General features: G+C 48.6%; 17 protein-coding genes. 3 read left to right on the top strand and 14 right to left on the bottom strand.

Going from position 1 to position 17,237, the window contains the following annotated elements:
• Positions 1-34 precede the first annotated feature (34 nt).
• Entirely contained in the window at positions 35-1,756 is a 1,722-nt protein-coding gene (gene acsA, locus AUC31_RS04940) for an acetate--CoA ligase (protein WP_058381118.1), read from the bottom strand.
• A gap of 166 nt (positions 1,757-1,922) precedes the next feature.
• Between acsA and AUC31_RS04935 the strand changes: the two genes are divergently transcribed.
• The 3 genes from AUC31_RS04935 to AUC31_RS04925 are packed head-to-tail and all read left to right on the top strand — an operon-like array spanning position 1,923 to position 4,364.
• A complete protein-coding gene (locus AUC31_RS04935) occupies positions 1,923-2,555 on the top strand; it encodes a GNAT family N-acetyltransferase (protein WP_058381119.1) in 633 nt (210 codons plus the stop codon).
• 19 nt (positions 2,556-2,574) lie between these two features.
• Positions 2,575-3,213 carry an acetoin utilization AcuB family protein gene (locus AUC31_RS04930; protein WP_058381120.1) on the top strand — a complete coding sequence of 213 codons (639 nt, stop codon included), beginning with the start codon at positions 2,575-2,577 and terminating at the stop codon, positions 3,211-3,213.
• Positions 3,189-4,364 carry an acetoin utilization protein AcuC gene (locus AUC31_RS04925; protein ID WP_237150707.1) on the top strand — a complete coding sequence of 392 codons (1,176 nt, stop codon included), beginning with the start codon at positions 3,189-3,191 and terminating at the stop codon, positions 4,362-4,364. Before AUC31_RS04930 ends, AUC31_RS04925 begins: the two co-directional genes overlap by 25 nt.
• 119 nt (positions 4,365-4,483) lie before the next feature.
• Here the strand turns inward: AUC31_RS04925 and ccpA are convergent, their stop codons facing one another.
• The 13 genes from ccpA to AUC31_RS04860 all read right to left on the bottom strand — a co-directional run bounded on the left by ccpA (position 4,484) and on the right by AUC31_RS04860 (position 17,095).
• Complete coding sequence (gene ccpA, locus AUC31_RS04920) at positions 4,484-5,482, bottom strand: catabolite control protein A (RefSeq protein WP_058381121.1); 999 nt, start codon at positions 5,480-5,482, stop codon at positions 4,484-4,486.
• Between the two features lie 195 nt (positions 5,483-5,677).
• The gene (locus AUC31_RS04915) at positions 5,678-6,763 is read right to left on the bottom strand and encodes a bifunctional 3-deoxy-7-phosphoheptulonate synthase/chorismate mutase (protein ID WP_058381122.1); all 1,086 of its coding nucleotides are present in this window, start codon (positions 6,761-6,763) and stop codon (positions 5,678-5,680) included.
• Between the two features lie 245 nt (positions 6,764-7,008).
• The gene (gene ytxJ / locus AUC31_RS04910; protein WP_058381123.1) at positions 7,009-7,338 is read right to left on the bottom strand and encodes a bacillithiol system redox-active protein YtxJ; all 330 of its coding nucleotides are present in this window, start codon (positions 7,336-7,338) and stop codon (positions 7,009-7,011) included.
• Positions 7,339-7,355: 17 nt separating this feature from the next.
• Complete coding sequence (locus AUC31_RS04905; protein ID WP_058381124.1) at positions 7,356-8,165, bottom strand: YtxH domain-containing protein; 810 nt, start codon at positions 8,163-8,165, stop codon at positions 7,356-7,358.
• 36 nt (positions 8,166-8,201) lie between these two features.
• Complete coding sequence (locus AUC31_RS04900) at positions 8,202-8,696, bottom strand: DUF948 domain-containing protein (RefSeq protein WP_058381125.1); 495 nt, start codon at positions 8,694-8,696, stop codon at positions 8,202-8,204.
• A 187-nt stretch (positions 8,697-8,883) separates the two neighbouring features.
• Positions 8,884-10,197 (bottom strand): UDP-N-acetylmuramate--L-alanine ligase, encoded by a 1,314-nt coding sequence (murC, locus tag AUC31_RS04895; protein ID WP_058381126.1) that lies wholly within the window; start codon positions 10,195-10,197, stop codon positions 8,884-8,886.
• 154 nt (positions 10,198-10,351) lie between these two features.
• Entirely contained in the window at positions 10,352-12,985 is a 2,634-nt protein-coding gene (locus tag AUC31_RS17675) for a DNA translocase FtsK (protein WP_157073460.1), read from the bottom strand.
• A gap of 2 nt (positions 12,986-12,987) precedes the next feature.
• Positions 12,988-13,596: a YtpR family tRNA-binding protein gene (gene ytpR, locus AUC31_RS04885; RefSeq protein ID WP_058381127.1), complete on the bottom strand. Its 609-nt coding sequence runs from the start codon at positions 13,594-13,596 to the stop codon at positions 12,988-12,990.
• Positions 13,593-14,408, bottom strand: a complete 816-nt coding sequence (locus AUC31_RS04880; protein ID WP_058381128.1) for a DUF1444 family protein — start codon at positions 14,406-14,408, stop codon at positions 13,593-13,595. The genes ytpR and AUC31_RS04880 overlap by 4 nt, the downstream gene beginning before the upstream one ends.
• Before the next feature lie 64 nt (positions 14,409-14,472).
• Positions 14,473-14,790 (bottom strand): thioredoxin family protein, encoded by a 318-nt coding sequence (locus tag AUC31_RS04875; protein WP_058381129.1) that lies wholly within the window; start codon positions 14,788-14,790, stop codon positions 14,473-14,475.
• A gap of 5 nt (positions 14,791-14,795) precedes the next feature.
• Positions 14,796-15,305: a hypothetical protein gene (locus AUC31_RS04870; RefSeq protein WP_058381130.1), complete on the bottom strand. Its 510-nt coding sequence runs from the start codon at positions 15,303-15,305 to the stop codon at positions 14,796-14,798.
• Between the two features lie 131 nt (positions 15,306-15,436).
• Entirely contained in the window at positions 15,437-15,946 is a 510-nt protein-coding gene (locus AUC31_RS04865; RefSeq protein WP_068347023.1) for a DUF84 family protein, read from the bottom strand.
• A gap of 75 nt (positions 15,947-16,021) precedes the next feature.
• Positions 16,022-17,095, bottom strand: coding sequence for a M42 family metallopeptidase (locus AUC31_RS04860; RefSeq protein ID WP_058381132.1), 1,074 nt, complete (start codon positions 17,093-17,095; stop codon positions 16,022-16,024).
• Positions 17,096-17,237: the final 142 nt, after the last annotated feature.

Here is a 17,237-nt window from a genome sequence, read left to right as displayed (position 1 = left end):
AAAAGCCCATCTGCATTTTGCAGATGGGCTTTTTTTAATCTTCCATTGTGGACAAATCGCCAGTCGGCAAGTCCAATTCCCAAGCTTTCAAGACGCGGCGCATGATTTTGCCGCTTCGTGTTTTCGGAAGCTTGTCTTTAAATTCGATTTCACGCGGTGCTGCGTGGGCGGCCAGTTCTTTCTTGACGAACTGGCGGATGTCATCAATCAATTCGTCGGATGGCTCATAGCCTTCCACCAATGCGACAAACGCTTTGATGATTTCTCCGCGGACCGGATCCGGTTTTCCGATGACACCTGCTTCAGCGACGGCTGGGTGCTCGAGCAGTTTGCTTTCCACTTCGAATGGCCCGACACGCTCGCCTGAAGTCATAATGACATCGTCCACTCTTCCTTGGAACCAGAAATATCCGTCTTCATCCATATAAGCCGAATCTCCCGAAACATACCATTCATCATTTAAGAAGTAAGAATCGTATTTTTGCGGGTTGTTCCAGATTTGGCGCATCATCGACGGCCAGCCTTTCTTAATCGCCAAGTTGCCCATTTGATTCGCTGGCAATTCCTTGCCTTGATCATCGACAATCGCTGCTTCGACGCCTGGAATCGGTTTGCCCATCGAACCTGGCTTGATCGCCATCGACGGGTAGTTGCAGATGACTTGTGCGCCAGTTTCCGTCATCCACCATGTATCATGGATTCGTTTATCAAAAACTTGCGCACCCCACTTGACGACTTCCGGGTTCAGCGGTTCACCGACGGACAAAACGTGGCGCAGCGTCGACAGGTCATATTCCTTCACTAATGCATCCCCTGCTCCCATCAACATGCGGAACGCGGTCGGTGCGCTGTACCAGACCGTGACACCGAAATCTTCGATCGCTTGGTACCAGGCATCCGGAGAGAAGCGGCCGCCGAGAATGACAGTCGTGACGCCGTTCAGCCATGGAGAGAACACGCCGTAAGCCGTTCCCGTTACCCAGCCAGGGTCAGCGGTGCACCAATAAATATCCTGCTCCTGGAAATCCAACACCCATTTACCTGTCTGGTATTGCTGCACCATGGCATATTGCGCGTGGAGGACGCCTTTTGGTTTGCCTGTAGAACCGGATGTATAATGAAGCACCAATCCATCTTCTTTTTCCAGCCATTCGACATCGAATTTGTCCGAGCAGGAGTCAAGATGCTTGAGCACATCGACATGGCCCCCGCTTTCTTCTGCTCCTTCCGCTCCCACTAGGAAGATCGTCTTCAAGTTCGGAAGGCGGTCTTTCGGAATGCGCGGAAGCAATTCCGGTGTCGTGATGATCGATTTTGCGTCGCTGTCATCCAAACGATCATAGATGGCCCCTTCCATGAACGCTTCAAATAACGGCCCGACAATCAAGCCCATCTTCAATGCACCGAACATGAGGAAATACAGTTCAGGAGAACGCGGCATGAAGATAAAGATACGGTCTCCTTTCTCCAAGTCAGAATGCGATTTCAAGAGATTCGCCGCACGGTTTGTCATGCGCTTCATCTCATAGAATGTATAGGTTTCATGACGATGCTGATCTTTATAATAGAGAGCGACTTTGTTTTTGCGGTCCGATTCAGCATGGCGGTCAATCGCCTCATGGGCCATATTGATTTTTCCCGTTTGGGACCAGCTGAACTCTTTTTCAACTTCCGACCAATCGAAACCTTCCGACTGCTCTTCGTAATTATGTAAGTAATGCTCCCCTGGTTTTGCTGGTAACGCTTCCACTTTCACATAAATCACCCTTTCCCTATGTTTCTCTATATTCTACATCAACCTGGAAGGGAAATGCTAATAATTTTAATTCTTTAGAAAATACGGTGTATTTATCCAAGCAACTTTCTTTTCCTTCCGCCCTTCATGTATAATGAAGCTAATTGCAACCACAGGCGGTGAAATAATGGAACATAAGAAGACGTATAATGCGATGGAATTGAAAACGAAACACGGACCGCTCATCATCGAAGGACCGGTCCCTTCTAAAGAATTGAAAGAGCTTGATTTCCACGAAGACTTGGTCGCTTTTCGCCCACCTGCACAGCAGCATAAAGCCATCACGGATATTGCGGATTTGCCGGAAGGGCGCATATTGATTGCGCGCGACCAAAACATGATCGTCGGGTATGTCACCTACCTCTACCCCGACCCGCTTGAACGCTGGTCCGAGGGCAAGATGGAAAACCTGATCGAGCTCGGGGCAATCGAAGTCATTCCGAAATACCGAGGCACCGGCGTCGGCAAAGCGCTGCTGCAAGTATCGATGATGGATGATGCCTTTAACGATTTTATCGTCATCACAACCGAATATTATTGGCACTGGGATTTAAAAGGGACAGGGCTAAATGTATGGGAATACCGGAAGATCATGGAAAAGATGATGCAAGCAGGCGGGCTCGAATATTTCGCTACCGATGACCCGGAAATCAGCTCGCATCCAGCGAATACGCTGATGGCACGCATCGGTTCTCGCGTCGACCCGGAATCGGTCCAGAAATTCGACCAGCTGCGTTTCATGAACCGCTATATGTACTGATTACTAAAGGGGTGTTTGTATGCTAGTAGAAGAAATCATGAAGAAGGATGTTTTCACGCTGCGCTCAGACCAGACCGTCCAAGACGTGCTGGATTTGTTCGAAGAAAAACGGATTCGCCACGCTCCCATCGTTGATGACGGGAAAGTGGTCGGCATCGTCACTGACCGCGACTTGAAAGATGCCATGCCTTCCATGTTCACGGTATCCCCGAAAGGCGAACCGTATAAAAAGAAAGTATCGGAGATCATGACCAAAAATCCGATGATTGCCCATCCGCTCGATTTTGTCGAAGAAATCGCTTTGCTGTTCTATGAACAGAAGATCGGCTGCCTGCCGGTCGTCAGCCAAAATGAACTTGTAGGCTTTCTGACGGAAACCGACTTATTGTATACGTATATCGAATTGACCGGCGCCCACCAGCCCGGCTCTCAAATCGAAATCAAAGTCCCCAACCGTTCAGGCGCGCTTTATGAAGTGAGCAAAGTATTCTACGAGCACAAAGTCAATGTATTGAGCGTCCTCGTCTACCCGGACCGGGAAGACAACTCCAATAAAATCCTGGCTTTCCGCATCAAAACGATGAACCCCATTTCCATCATTGAAGATCTGCGCAAAGAAGGTTTCGATGTCTTATGGCCGAATCTCATGCAGGAATGAAAAAACACGCTGTCTTCATCTATTCAGAAGATCAATTGGGGTATAAATTTTCTGATACGCATCCGTTCAACCAAAAACGGCTCATTCTTACCATTGATTTACTCAGGGAAATGGACGCCCTTCCAGAGGATTTGATTGTGCCTGCACGGACTGCAACAGATGAAGAACTATTGCTCGCGCATGACCAGCGCTATATCGATATCGTCAAGAAAGCAAGCCGCGGCGAAATCACTCCGGAAGCTGGGGAAGGTTACGGCATCGGCACGGAAGATACGCCGATTTTTGAAAACATGCACGAAGCGAGTGCCCGTTTGGTCGGCGGCACTTTGACCGCTGTCGATCAAGTGATGGAAGGCAAAGCCGAGCATGCCTTGAATCTCGGCGGCGGTTTACACCACGGCTTTCGCGGAAAGGCGTCCGGATTTTGCATCTATAACGACAGCTCGGTCGCCATCCATTATTTGAAAGAGAAATACGGAGCTCGCGTATTGTACATCGATACGGATGCCCACCACGGCGATGGGGTGCAATGGTGCTTCTACGATGATCCCGAGGTATGCACCGTATCGATTCATGAAACAGGCCGCTACCTATTCCCCGGCACCGGCAATATCAACGAACGCGGAAGCGGCCAAGGCTATGGCACTTCATTCAACTTCCCGATCGATGCCTTTACGGAAGATGAATCTTTTTTGGATATTTACCGGACCGCCATGCGTGAAATCGTCGAGCATTTTAAGCCGGATGTCATTTTGAGCCAAAATGGCGCTGACGCACATTATTTGGATCCCTTGACCCATTTGAGCAGCACGATGGAAATCTACCGCGAAATCCCGAAAATCGCCCATGAATTGGCGCACGAGTTTTGCGACGGCAAGTGGATAGCGGTCGGTGGTGGCGGCTACGACATCTGGCGGGTCGTGCCGCGTGCATGGTCGCTTCTATGGATGGAAATGAACAGCCACCCTTTGCCGCACGGGAAGCTGCCTGAAGCATGGCTGAAGCGCTGGCAGCCCGAGTCCCCGGTTCCCTTAATTGAGACATGGGAAGATCCGGAGAATATGTATAAGCCGATTCCGCGAAAAGAAGAAATCACCGAAAAAAACCAGCAAATGCTCGATAAAGCGTTGTATATGATCCGCAATCAATAAGCCACGCTTTATTTAGTCGGAATATTCCGCAGTCTATATGAAAAAACCGCCCTTGCTTGAGGATTGGATTCAATCCCGTCGCAAGGGCGGTTTTATGCTGGGCAAAAATTGCCTAGCGTTTATTGTTGTTTCGTCGACTGCCGCTCTTCGAGACGATAAGGCAACACGACTTGGTTTTCTTCAATTTCTTCATTATTCATGTATTTCGTCAACAAACGCATCGATACTGCGCCGATATCGTATAGCGGCAATGCCACAGCCGTCAGCATTGGACGTGCCATACGTGCAAGTTTCGAGTTTTCGTAAGTGATGACTTCAACATCTTCAGGAATTTTTTTGCCTTGCTCTTCTACTTGATGGATGACGCCGATCGACATTTCATCATTGCTGACGAAATAAGCTGTTGGGTCAATCGATTCCAATGTACGCACAGCTTCCAGGCCTTCTTCGTAAGTGTTATTGCATTCGACGACAAGGCGCTCGTCATACTCAAGCCCTGCTTCCTGCAATGCATCCTGATAGGCTTTCAGCTTATGTTCACGGTTGATCTCGGACGATAACGGCCCTGAAATATAAGCAATTTTCTTATGCCCGCTGTCGATGAATTTCTTGACCGCTTCATAGGCAGCTGCATAATAATCGATATTAACGGAAGCGATCGATGCTGTATCATCGATTGAACCCGCCAAGACGATCGGTGTCGGGGAGCGTTCCATTTCCTTGCGCAATTCATCCGAAATGACATCGCTCATGAAGACAATGCCATCCACTTGCTTGCCGAGCATCGTTTCAAGCAATTGAAGCTCTTTGTTCGGATTTTGATCGGAATTGGACAGGATGATATTGTAGCGGTACATCGTCGCGATATCTTCAATGCCCCGTGCCAGTTCAGAATATGTGCTATTGGATATATCGGGTAAAATGACGCCGACCGTTGTTGTTTTTTTGCTCGCCAATCCGCGAGCTACGGCATTCGGACGATAGCCGAGTTCTTCGATCACTTTCAGTACTTTTTTTCTTGTGGCTGGTTTTACATTCTGGTTGCCATTCACTACCCGGGATACGGTAGCCATGGAAACATTTGCCTCACGTGCCACATCATAAATCGTAACGGTCATTTTGCGCCCTCCTGTTCCATTCTTTCATTCAATGATACGATAACCGCTTTAGGAATATCAACTCTTATTATGTAATGCAGCAGCGCTAATCGGGAAAGTTCATGAAACTGTCCATCTTTAAGCCCTTATTCCATGACCTATTCCCGCTGCCTGCCTTTTAAAACACAAAAAAGCCGGAACGAGTCCGGCTTTTGCTCATACTTTCAATTCGTACTGCTTCATGAATTTCATCAATGAATCGTAGTATTCATCGAATTGCGGCAAACTCATTTGCTGCTGTGCGTCAGAAAGTGCAACTGCAGGGTCTGGGTGGACCTCTGCCATCACGCCATCAGCTCCGATAGCGATTGCCGCTTTAGCTGCAGGCAATAGCAAATCGCGGCGGCCAGTAGAATGGGTAACATCTACGAAGACCGGCAAATGCGTTTCTTGTTTCAAGATCGGCACCGCTGAAATATCCAGCGTGTTGCGCGTCGCTTTTTCGTATGTGCGGATGCCCCGCTCGCAAAGGATAATCTGGTCATTTCCGTTAGCGATAATGTATTCAGCTGCTTTGATGAACTCATCGACCGTTGCAGACATTCCGCGCTTCAAGAGCACCGGTTTGTTGATCTGCCCAACAGCTTTCAATAGTTCGAAGTTCTGCATATTGCGTGCGCCGACTTGAACGACGTCTACATAATCCAGTGCTTCTTCCAAATGATGCGGTGTCACGATTTCTGAGACCACGCCCAGTTTGTACTGGTCAGCTGCTTTTTTCAGCATCTTCAAACCTTCTAAGCCCAAGCCTTGGAAATCATATGGCGATGTACGCGGCTTGTATGCCCCGCCTCGGATCAATTTCAAGCCTTTGTCGCTGATAGCTTGTGCCACTTGGTCAACTTGCTCTTGCGACTCAACAGCACATGGGCCGAAGATGAACGATGGTGTGCCTTCGCCGATGTTCTCGCCGTTGACGGAAACGATCGTGTCTTCTGCTTTTTTCTTGCGGGAAACGAGAAGTGCTTTGCGGCTGTCCTCTTCTTGCATATCGAGTGCCGATTTAAAGATTTCCTTGAAAATATGGTCGACCGTCTTTTGATCGAGTGGACCATTGTTATTGTCTTTCAATAGATTAAGCATGTGGCGTTCGCGTAATGGATCGTACTTTGTAGCGCCTTGCTTTTCCTTGATTTTCCCGATCTCTTGGATCACGGAAGCTCTCTCGTTGATAAGAGAAAGAATTTGCAGGTTTACTGCATCCACTTGTTCTCTAAGCTGTTCCAATTCTGTCTGACTCATTCTCCACTTCCCCTTTCAAGAGTGACCCTATAATAGGTGTCATATTAACACGATATGACCATTATAAGCAAACTATTCAGCAAAGTCACGAAATATGTTTAGCGATTCAACGCGCTAAAGCGTTTTCACAAGGTATTTCGAGGGCAGAACGTACACGTGGCGGGGCGCACAGCCAATCTAGGAAATATTTTTTCCATAGAAAAACGGATGGAATAAATCCATCCGCGTTTCCGATTATTGCTAGGCTAGGCGATGAATGCTTCCATCGCTTTGCTTTTGATTTTATTATGGCTTGCATGCCAGTCAACTTGCTCGCTGGCAAAATGGAAGAGTTGAGGCGATTCATGGCGAACCCCTGTTATTTCCTCAATAGACGTTGAAAGTTCTTTGTCTTCCTGAACGACTAGATAAAGAAATAATTGATGGGGATGCAATGATGCATACTCTGAATATTCTTTCCATGCGCCTGCTGAGACCGGGCAAGTGCTGCTATGTTTCAACAGCCAATAATGCTGTTCATTGCCGACCGCTTGCTTAAGCTCATCCAAGTTTCTCACATGTACGAAGTTTTCCATTTCAACCGCTCCCAAACTTAATTCTTTTTGTTCTGATTGCTTTGTGGATTTGAAGACCCTTTAGCATTTGAAGATCCTTGTGTAGTTGATGATCCCTTTGCAGATGAAGACCCTTGTGAAGATGTTGAGCCTTTAGCGCTTGAGGAAGATTTTGCATCAGCCGAGCCTTGTAGGCTTGCAGAGGCATTTGTGCCTGCTGATGTCTTCGAGTCGTTATGGCTAGATTTGTTTTCTTCCTTCACTTCTTCAACCGCTTCTTTTAAAGCATTGGCTGTAGATGTGAACGCATCGTTTCCGGCTTTGTCGCCGTTATCGACTTTGTTTTGTACTGTCTCCAGCAATTCTACACTTTCTTCGCCTTCAGATGAAGCTGTGCCGTCATCCATCGGTGAATTGCTGCTCTTCATGTTCTTCACTTTATCGACCACTTTTGTCGACTGTTCTTTCAATTGCTGCGTGAAGCCAGGGCCGTCATTTGAATCGCTTGAATCTTTCGACTGCTGCGCTTTTTCTTTGATAGTAGTCGCTTGCGTCTTCAAGTCAGCTTGCAATTCTTTGCCTGCTTTAGGCGCGAAGAACAATGCCGCCGCCGCTCCGACAAGACCGCCGACGATCATGCCTGTTAGGAAGCCGGATCCGCCGTTCGATTCTTCGTAATCGTATAGGTCGTCATAACGGCTTGATGAACCGTATGATTGCGGTACATATTGGCTTTGTTCGTATTGTCCGCCTTGGTCGCTGTATTTGCCGCCTTGCGTATAATACTCGCCATTGTACTGGGATTCATTATAATCAGGTTTCGAATAAGTATTTTTGTTTTTTCCCATTGTCCATTCCTCCATTATGTTGGTGATTTGATGGTATTAGTACTGGTCGCTGCTGCCTGGCAATTTCTTCTGGCCAGGAACTGGCGTGTATTGCTCTGTGCTGCGCGTTTGGTATACTTTGCGTTCTTTCCATTTATCAGCAATGCCCATTGCAACATTGCTCCATTGGACCACTTGAGCAATTTTGTCTTCGTTCTGCTCAACTTGCACGCCGACGCGTGAAGTGATGTGGCGCACTGTAGAGTTCAGGTCTGTTACGGAGTTTCCGACGCCTTTGACCGCATCGACGACACCGTTCAATTTCTCTGATTTGACCGTGATGTCTTCAGCGAGTTCGTTCGTCTTATGCAATAGGTTTGTTGTCTCCAACGTAACCCCCTGCAATTGATTCTCCAGCCCTGAAACAGTGCCGGAAACCTCTTTTAATGTGTTCTTGAGTGAATTCAAAGTCATCGCCAGCGCTACGCATAGAATTAAAAATCCAACAGCGGCGACAATCGCGGCAATGTAAAGCAAGATTGACCAATCCATTCTGTTTCCTCCTTCGGTTTAGTTAAATTTCGTATACCTGTTTTCTACCCTGCCCTATACGGGTTTAAACACGCCTCTAATATTATTCGGCAAAAGCTTTTAAATGCCTTCCTGCTTAACCCAACAATTTTGTATTTGCGACGCCTTTTTTGTCTCCATAAGAAAAAAGCCTAACCATATGTAATGGTTAGGCTTTTTTCGGCATTGCTAAAACTTCTTCATAGGCTTTCTGGAATTTTGTTACATCTCCAGCTCCCATGAAAAGATATACTGCATTATTGTGGATGGCCAGTTTTTCGACATCTTCAAATTGCAGCAGCTGGCTGCCTTCGATTTTCTCCTGAAGGTCCCGGATCGTCAAAGTGCCAGCTTCTTCTCTAGCAGAACCGAAGATATCGCATAAATAGACATGATCGGCTTCTTGCAGGCAATCGGCGAATTCCTGTAGGAAAGTTTGCGTACGGCTGAATGTATGCGGCTGGAAAATCGCAATCAGTTCGCGCTCCGGATACTTCTGGCTAGCCGATTGTAAAGTGGCGCGGATTTCCGTCGGATGATGGGCATAATCGTCAATCAGTATACGGTCATCGATGACTGTCTCCGTAAAGCGGCGTTTGACACCTTCATAGCTCACGAATTGGCGCTGGATGATATCCGCAGGGATGCTTTCATACTGGCATAGCGAAATGACAGCAAGTGCATTCAGCACGGCATGGTCCCCGTACATCGGAATGGTGAACGTATGGAAGAATTCATTGCGGATGACGACATCGAATGTCGTGCCTTCCGTTGTTTTGACGATATTGCGCGCCTGGAAATCATTTTCCTCGCCAAAACCGTAATAGACGACCGGCACCGGCGCTTGGATTTGTTGCAAGTATTCGTCATCCCCACAAGCGATGATGCATTTCTTCACTTGCTGCGCCATTTGCTGGAACGCCTTGAAGACATCATCGATGCTGCCGAAATAATCGGGATGGTCGAAATCGATATTGGTCATGATCGCATAATCCGGGTGATACGCCAAGAAATGGCGGCGGTATTCGCATGCTTCCGCTACGAAGAAATGGGAATCTTCCTGACCGGATCCCGTCCCGTCACCGATTAAGTACGAGACTGGCTTATAACCGTTCAGCACATGCGCCATAAGCCCGGTCGTTGAAGTTTTTCCGTGGGCGCCGGTGATGGCGACCGATACGTATTGCTTCATCAAATCGCCAAGGAATTGATGGTACCGGATGATGGTCGCGCCGCTTTCACGGGCTTTGACCAGCTCTGGGTGTTCGTCATTAAATGCATTTCCGGCGACGATCGTCATATCCTGCGAAATATTTTCGGGATCGAAAGGCAAAATTGTGATGCCTCTCTCCCGCAGCCGCTCTTCCGTGAAGAAATGCTGCGCGATATCAGAGCCTTGCACCGACTCGCCCATATCATGCATGATTTGGGCCAGTGCGCTCATGCCAGAGCCTTTAATGCCCGTAAAATGTAATACTGTCATAAATGAACCTCCTGTGGGAGTGGAAAATTAGTCTAGTCAAACCGCCTGTGCGGAATCAATAGCCGGGTGGTTTTTCACAATGCTCCGATTATAGCACAAAGTTCGGAGCCACTGAAATAATCAATAATTCCTGTAATTCTGGCGGCTTCTAGGTTCAACGGAACACTTCCTCGATATCGCTTTCCGTAATTAGCACTGTTCTCGCTTTGCTGCCGTTCTGTTCAGAGATAAACCCATACTCTTCGATCAGGTCCATCAAACGCGCGGCCCGGTTATAGCCGATATGGAATTTCCGCTGCAATAATGAAGTCGATGCGCTTCCTTGCGACATGATGAAACGACAGGCTTCCTCGAACAAATCATCCTGTTCTGCAGGCGACTGGCTGCGCTGGATCAATTCCTCTTCTTTAAAGATATATTCAGGCTCTCCTTGTGCACGAACATGGGCGATGACTTTTTCGATTTCATCATCTGTCACGAAAGTTCCCTGCAAGCGGTTCGGCGCGGCCATGCCGTTCCCCAAATACAGCATATCCCCTCGCCCAAGCAAACGCTCTGCTCCTTGGGTATCCAAGATCGTCCGGCTGTCCACTTGCGACGAAACGGAAAAAGCGATGCGCGTCGGAATATTGGATTTGATCAAGCCTGTGATAACATCCACTGACGGACGTTGGGTAGCGATCACCAAATGGATTCCGCAGGCCCGTGCTTTTTGGGCGATACGGCAAATGGAATCTTCTACATCTGAAGGCGACATCATCATCAAATCGGCCAATTCGTCGATGACGATCAGGATATACGGCAGATGCTGTGCCGGCTGTCCTTTGTCATTGACCATTTTATTGTAACGATCCAAATCGCGGACCCCTGTATGGGCAAAAAGCTGATAACGGCGTTCCATTTCCTCCACAGCCCATTTCAGGGAAGCGGTCGCTGCCTTAACATCTGTAATGACCGGGCTGACCAAATGCGGAATATGATTATAAGGAGCCAGTTCGACCATTTTCGGGTCAATCAACAGCATTTTCAAATCGCGAGGTGAAGATTGGTACAGCAGGCTCACGAGCAGCGAGTTGATGCATACGCTTTTCCCGGACCCTGTAGCGCCCGCGATCAGGCCGTGTGGCATCTTACGCAAATCAAGCGTGACCGGATTTCCGGCCAAATCGAGGCCGAGTGCTGCTTCAAGCGGTGAATCCGAAGCCTTGAAATTCGGGCTTCCGATAACTTCCGACAAACGCACTGCGCGGCTTTGACGGTTCGGAATCTCGATGCCAATCGAGCTTTTTCCGGGAATCGGCGCTTGAATGCGGATATCACGGGCTGCAAGCGCCAATTTCAAATCATCGGCCAAGTTGCGGATTTTGCTCACTTTGATTCCTTGCGCCACACGCAGCTCAAAACGGGTGACGGCCGGCCCTTGCACTGTTCCGACAATCTCTGCCTTGATCTGGAAATGAGACAAAGCTTCGATAAGGCGCTCGCCTTGTTCTTGCATCCACGTTTCATCTTTCAAGTCATTTTCAGGCTCTAGCAGATACTCCTGGCCAGGCAATTGATACCCGATATAGCTTTTTTCATCCTCATTTACAGATTCAGCTGCGGTTTTCTCTATTAATGCCGTTTTTTTTTCCGCTGTCGGCGCTTGCTGTTGTTTCGGCAAACGATCTTTATCCGATTTCAACATCAACACATTGAATGGCACTGTTCGCTCTTTTTTGCCATTTTCCTGTGTTTTCGCTTGCGGCAATACCGGTTTCGGCTCCGGGCTATGTATAGGTTCTTCACGCTCGGGTTCCGGCTGTGCCGTTTCTGCATGTATTTCCGATTCCGTTAAAGGCGGTTCAACAATTGCCGTTGGGCCGCCTTTGCCTGTATCTTCCTCGGAAACTTCGCCATCCTCTTCAGCGTTGCCATCATCCGCCACCTCGTTCGACGGCTGTTCTTGATCTACTGTGCGGTAAACCGTCACTTCCGCTTGTTCGGGGTCTAGTTCAAGCGGTTTTTCAGGTTCTTGTTCAACTTTTTGGTTTTTCGGCAATAAATCCTGAAGGCTGCGGTCTGCCCATTCATAATGGGGTTCAGGCTTTTTTTCAGGTTGTTGATCTTCTCCCACTTCTGCTTTGTCATGTGGTTTTTCACTGATAGATGCAGTTTCTGGAGCTTGCTCATCATGTTCTACAGGCTTATATACGGTTGTTTCCATAGTGGAACGCGGTTTTTTTGATTGCGGCAACCGGTCGTCGCTTTTTTTGTACAATTCTTGCAGGCTGCGCTGCGACCAATCGTTTTTGCGTTCAAGCTCTGCTTTCTTTTTCGCTTCCTGTTCCAATAATTCATCGATTGGCGTCGGACGGTCTGTAAATCCATGCACAGGGGAAGCTACGCGCGTCGGCTGGAAGCGCCGCGTCGTGTTTCCAGGAAGATCAAGACCCTGCGGTTCAGCGGTTTTCGGTACATGGGGGCGTTTTTTCTTGTTGCGCCCTGCATTCGGTTTCGGCAATTTCCCGCTCGGTTCCAAGGCATCGAGTTCATATGTTTTTTCTTCCGTCGCTTTTAAAGGAACCTCAACACGCGGCTTGTCTTCCCGCCGTTCAGGTTTGCGGTTTTCTACAGGCAAGCCTTTTGCTTCTTCGTCGGAAATGAGCGGAAACCGGAATGGAGCCGGCTTGCTGTCCTGAGGTTTCGGCTCGATATATTGAGTTTCCTCGCTGCGCACGAACGGCTTTTCTTCTGCTTCCGTGTCTTCTGAGAACATTTTATTCCACATATTTTTCATCCAGCTCATCGTTACACCTTCATTTCAAATGGAGATCCTGTTTGCGCATCTTCCGGCAATACCAAAATTCCTTTTTCCGCCGGTGCGTCCGGCAAGTCCAATTCTTTCGCCGAGCAGATCATGCCGCTAGAAGCGACGCCGCGCAATTCCGCATCACGGATGACCATACCCGAAGGCATGACCGCCCCGACTTTAGCGACGACCACTTTTTGGCCAGCCTCGACATTCGGTGCGCCGCAAACGATCTGCAAGGTTTCTTCCCCGACTGCCACTTGGCATACATTCAATTTATCCGCATTCGGATGCTTGTCTTTCGACGCTACATAGCCGACAACGAATTTCGGTGTCAAATCAACTTCCAGCGTATGGGAGACACCGTTTTTTTTCAATGCATTTTGTAGCGCTGTCACGAGTGCTTCCGTCACTTCCACAGGCTGCCCTTCCGGCAACTCTGCGTAATCGCTTGCCTGGAACAAATTGAAACCGGCGATTTCCTGTTGGTCATTTTTAATCAAGGTTACATCCCCAAATTGTTCTGTGTGGATTTTATCCGGTTTTTCCAATGTCAATTGAACGAGCAGCACGTCGCCTACGCCTTGTTTGTTATAGAATGCATTCATTTTTTATCGTTCTCCTTCTCGGGTCTGTTTTTCGCTAAGATGAATATCGGTTCAAGCGCCTCGTTTTCATAGACGAACGACAAGGACGTAATCGGCACTTTGCCGTTCGTGAAGAAATGCATCGCCATCTGGGCAAGCACATCGTATCCGGTTTCGTTGCGGATATCGCCGATGATTAAGACGTCTTGATGGGGAACTGAGACTGTCATATCTCCTTGTACTTTCTTTTTCATATCTTTCAAAAATGTTTCATTCAAGATGCGCGTAGCATCATAACCATCATTTTCGTTCAGGAAATAGAAGACATTTCCTGCCACATGGTCTTCTTTGACTGCCGTTTTCAACTTCTTCACTTGGAATTTAGCGATTTCCTGCACTTGTTCCGCTGTCAGCGCTAAGCTTTCCAATACTTTTTCATCGATCAGCCGGTAAGTCGTCCCGGCATCGAGCGCGTAATAAATACGTGTTTCTGCCGTATGGGGTGAAGTCAGGAAACGATGGCCTTCACGCGATTCTTCCGGAAACGAAGTCGAGCGGATGACCGGGTAAATATGCTGTTCGCCCGGCATTTCCCCTGCTGACTCGCGCTCCATTGCCTGGAAGGTCTCGGAAATTGTATAGGCGATTTCTTCGATCGCGGAATCGCCTTTCGTTTCGAAACGGTTGATCACTTGCGGCAAGGAAATGGTCATGCCTTTCCCCAACTTTTTATGCCTAACATTTGCGATATCTTTTTGGCGGTCCAACGTCCAGCTTAACTGGTCATTTGCAACCCGCTCTTTCAGTATAGTAAATAACTCGGCGGATTTCATTCCTAATTTCCTCCTTTTCACAAACAAACGGTTCATCCTGCACACAGGAGAACCGTTTGCCCTTTTATTTCGACAGGTTGGAGATAAACGATTCAATTTCCTCCTGCGTCTTGCGGTCGCGGCTGACAAAGCGCCCTTGCTCGTCGCCTTCACGGAATCCGAGGAAACTCGGGATTCCATAGATATCTTTTTCGATGCATAGATCGATGAATTCGTCCCGGTCGACGGAGACAAAAGTATAGTCGCTGAATTTTTCTTCAATGTCAGGCATGATCGGATCGATGACCCGGCAATCCGGGCACCATCCGGCCGTAAACATGAAGATGACGTTTTCTGAGTTTGCCAGTTGCGTAAACTGCTGGACTGACTGCAATTTTTCCATATCGTTCACTCCTCTTGTGCCGCTTCAATGGAACGGGCAGTTTCCATCATCCATTCCATATGGTTTCGAAGCGCGGCTTGTTCTGTAATCGTTGAAAGTTTCGCGCCTCCGGAACTGACCACCAATTCATAGCGGTCTTCTGCAATCGTCCGGACCGTGACGAAACCGAACCGGCCATGCTGGCTGAATTTCTCATCAGCAAGCCACGTTTCTTCCGGATTCGCTTTTTGCAAATCATAGAAGAACGTGCTGTCCGGTGCTTCGTTTGGGTTGAGGAACAACGCAAACGCTTGGCTGCCGCGGGTGATCAATACATTATGATCATCTGAAGGCTGTTCCACTTCATAGCCCCCGGGAACATACAGCTCCGTTTCGCCGGCAGTTTCGTTCGGTTCCGGCGCCTCTTTTTCAAATGCCGCCCTGGCGCTTGATACGCCTTCCACCAGCTCGTCCTCTGGACTGACACAGCCAGCGAGGATCAGGACTGACGAAAACAACATCATTTGTAAACCCATTCGAAGCACAGCATTTCCCCCTCTTTTCTCCATCGGCCGCCCGTTTCCTGAATAAAGCAGCGAAACAGGCATGATTGAATAAGCTTTTCTTTTCTAGCTACATTTTAAAGATGTTTGTGGGCACATGCAACTTAATCGCTGTTTGCCTGCCATTGCCCGAACAATAAGACGATGATTTGGGAAAACATCTCGACCCGGTTCAGCTTGCCGGCAGTTAAAATGCCGATCGCTCCTTTATGATGACGGATTCCCGTTTCTTGTGCATAGCGGTCCATGACAGGGCCAAGTTCTTCGCCAGCTCGCAAAAGCACGGCAATTTCCGCAGGCAATGGCACTTGCGCACCGCCTGCAACATAAACAGCACCACTAGACGTCACGAGGGCTCCCCAGTTGCACAAATACAATGTCCCGTCGAGTTCAAAAACACCGCCCTCCAATCCGATTGCTGCGTCACAATCCCCAAGCACATGATGCGCGCGATTGATCGCTCCGGCTTTGGTTTCTTCAATGGAAAATGGCTGTGCTGAAACACCTGATTGTGCTTCTTGTTGATTGATTTCTGCCTGAATGCCCAACTTCTCAAGAGCTGATGCGACTGCCCCGGTTTTAGCCGGATTGGTCGATGCCACACATAATTTCATTTCTCTCTCTCCTTTGCATCGCGGTAAATTTTTATTCATAACCAGATAAAAAGCGGCCCGGGGGCCGCTTTTTGGTCAGACGTTTTGTTTGATTGTGTCAATCGTCGACTGGTCTGTTGCCTTCACCAGCTTCACGAGCAACTCTTTGGCCGCTGCGTAATCGTCTGTATGGATAACCGAGGCGGAAGTATGGATATAGCGCGAGCAGATGCCGATGACGGAACTCGGGATGCCTTCGTTGGCGATGTGGACTTTTCCAGCATCCGTTCCGCCTTGTGAAACGAAATACTGATAAGGGATGTTATGCGTTTCAGCAGTATCGAGAATGAATTCACGCATGCCGCGATGCGTGACCATCGTGCGGTCGAGGATGCGCAATAGCGCCCCTTTACCTAACTGGCCGAATTCATTCTTGTCCCCTGTCGCATCGTTTGCCGGGCTTGCGTCCAGCGCATAAAAGATATCCGGCTGAATCAAATTGGCTGCCGTCTGCGCACCGCGAAGGCCGACTTCTTCCATGACCGTCGCGCCGGAGAACAATTGGTTCGGCAAGGACTCGCCTTGCAATTCTTTCAGCAACTCAATCGATAAGCCGCAGCCATAGCGGTTGTCCCACGCTTTAGCCATGATTTTCTTATCATTGGCCATAGGCGTGAACGGGCTGAATGGGACGATTTGCTGTCCAGGGCGAACGCCCATCGACAATGCATCATCCTTATCATCTGCACCGATGTCGATGAGCATGTTCTTGATGTCCATCGGCTTTTGGCGCGTCGCCTCATCCAGTAGATGCGGCGGGATCGATCCAACGACGCCCGGAACGATGCGGTCTCCTGCAACTACGTCCACACGCATGGCGAGCATGACTTGATTCCACCAGCCGCCGAGCGGTTGAAAGCGCAGCATGCCATTATCGGTGATTTGCGTTACCATGAAGCCGACTTCGTCCATATGGCCGGCTACCATGACTCGCGGCCCGTCTTGTGCGCCTTTTTTGACGCCGAATATGCTGCCGAGATTATCCGAGATAATGTCGTCCGAATATTTTTCAAGCTCGCTGCGCATGAACTTGCGCACGGCGTGTTCATTGCCGGGTGCTCCCGGAAGCTCGGTTAAGGTTTTAAACATCGCTCTTGTATCCTGGTTCATATGAATTCCCCCTTGATAAGATATGTATGTGCATCCTTTATCAGTTTAGAGCTTTTTCCTTGTGAATGCCAGTTCAGGTAGTTCGATTGACGAAATATTTTGAGTGCTTGCAGTTCGTTACGTGCATTTTTCCGCTTTATGG

The sequence above is a fragment of the Planococcus rifietoensis genome, assembly GCF_001465795.2.
GTDB lineage: Bacteria > Bacillota > Bacilli > Bacillales_A > Planococcaceae > Planococcus > Planococcus rifietoensis.
The sequence above is the reverse complement of the archived record's forward strand: the minus strand, read 5'-3'. Positions and strand labels throughout refer to the sequence as shown.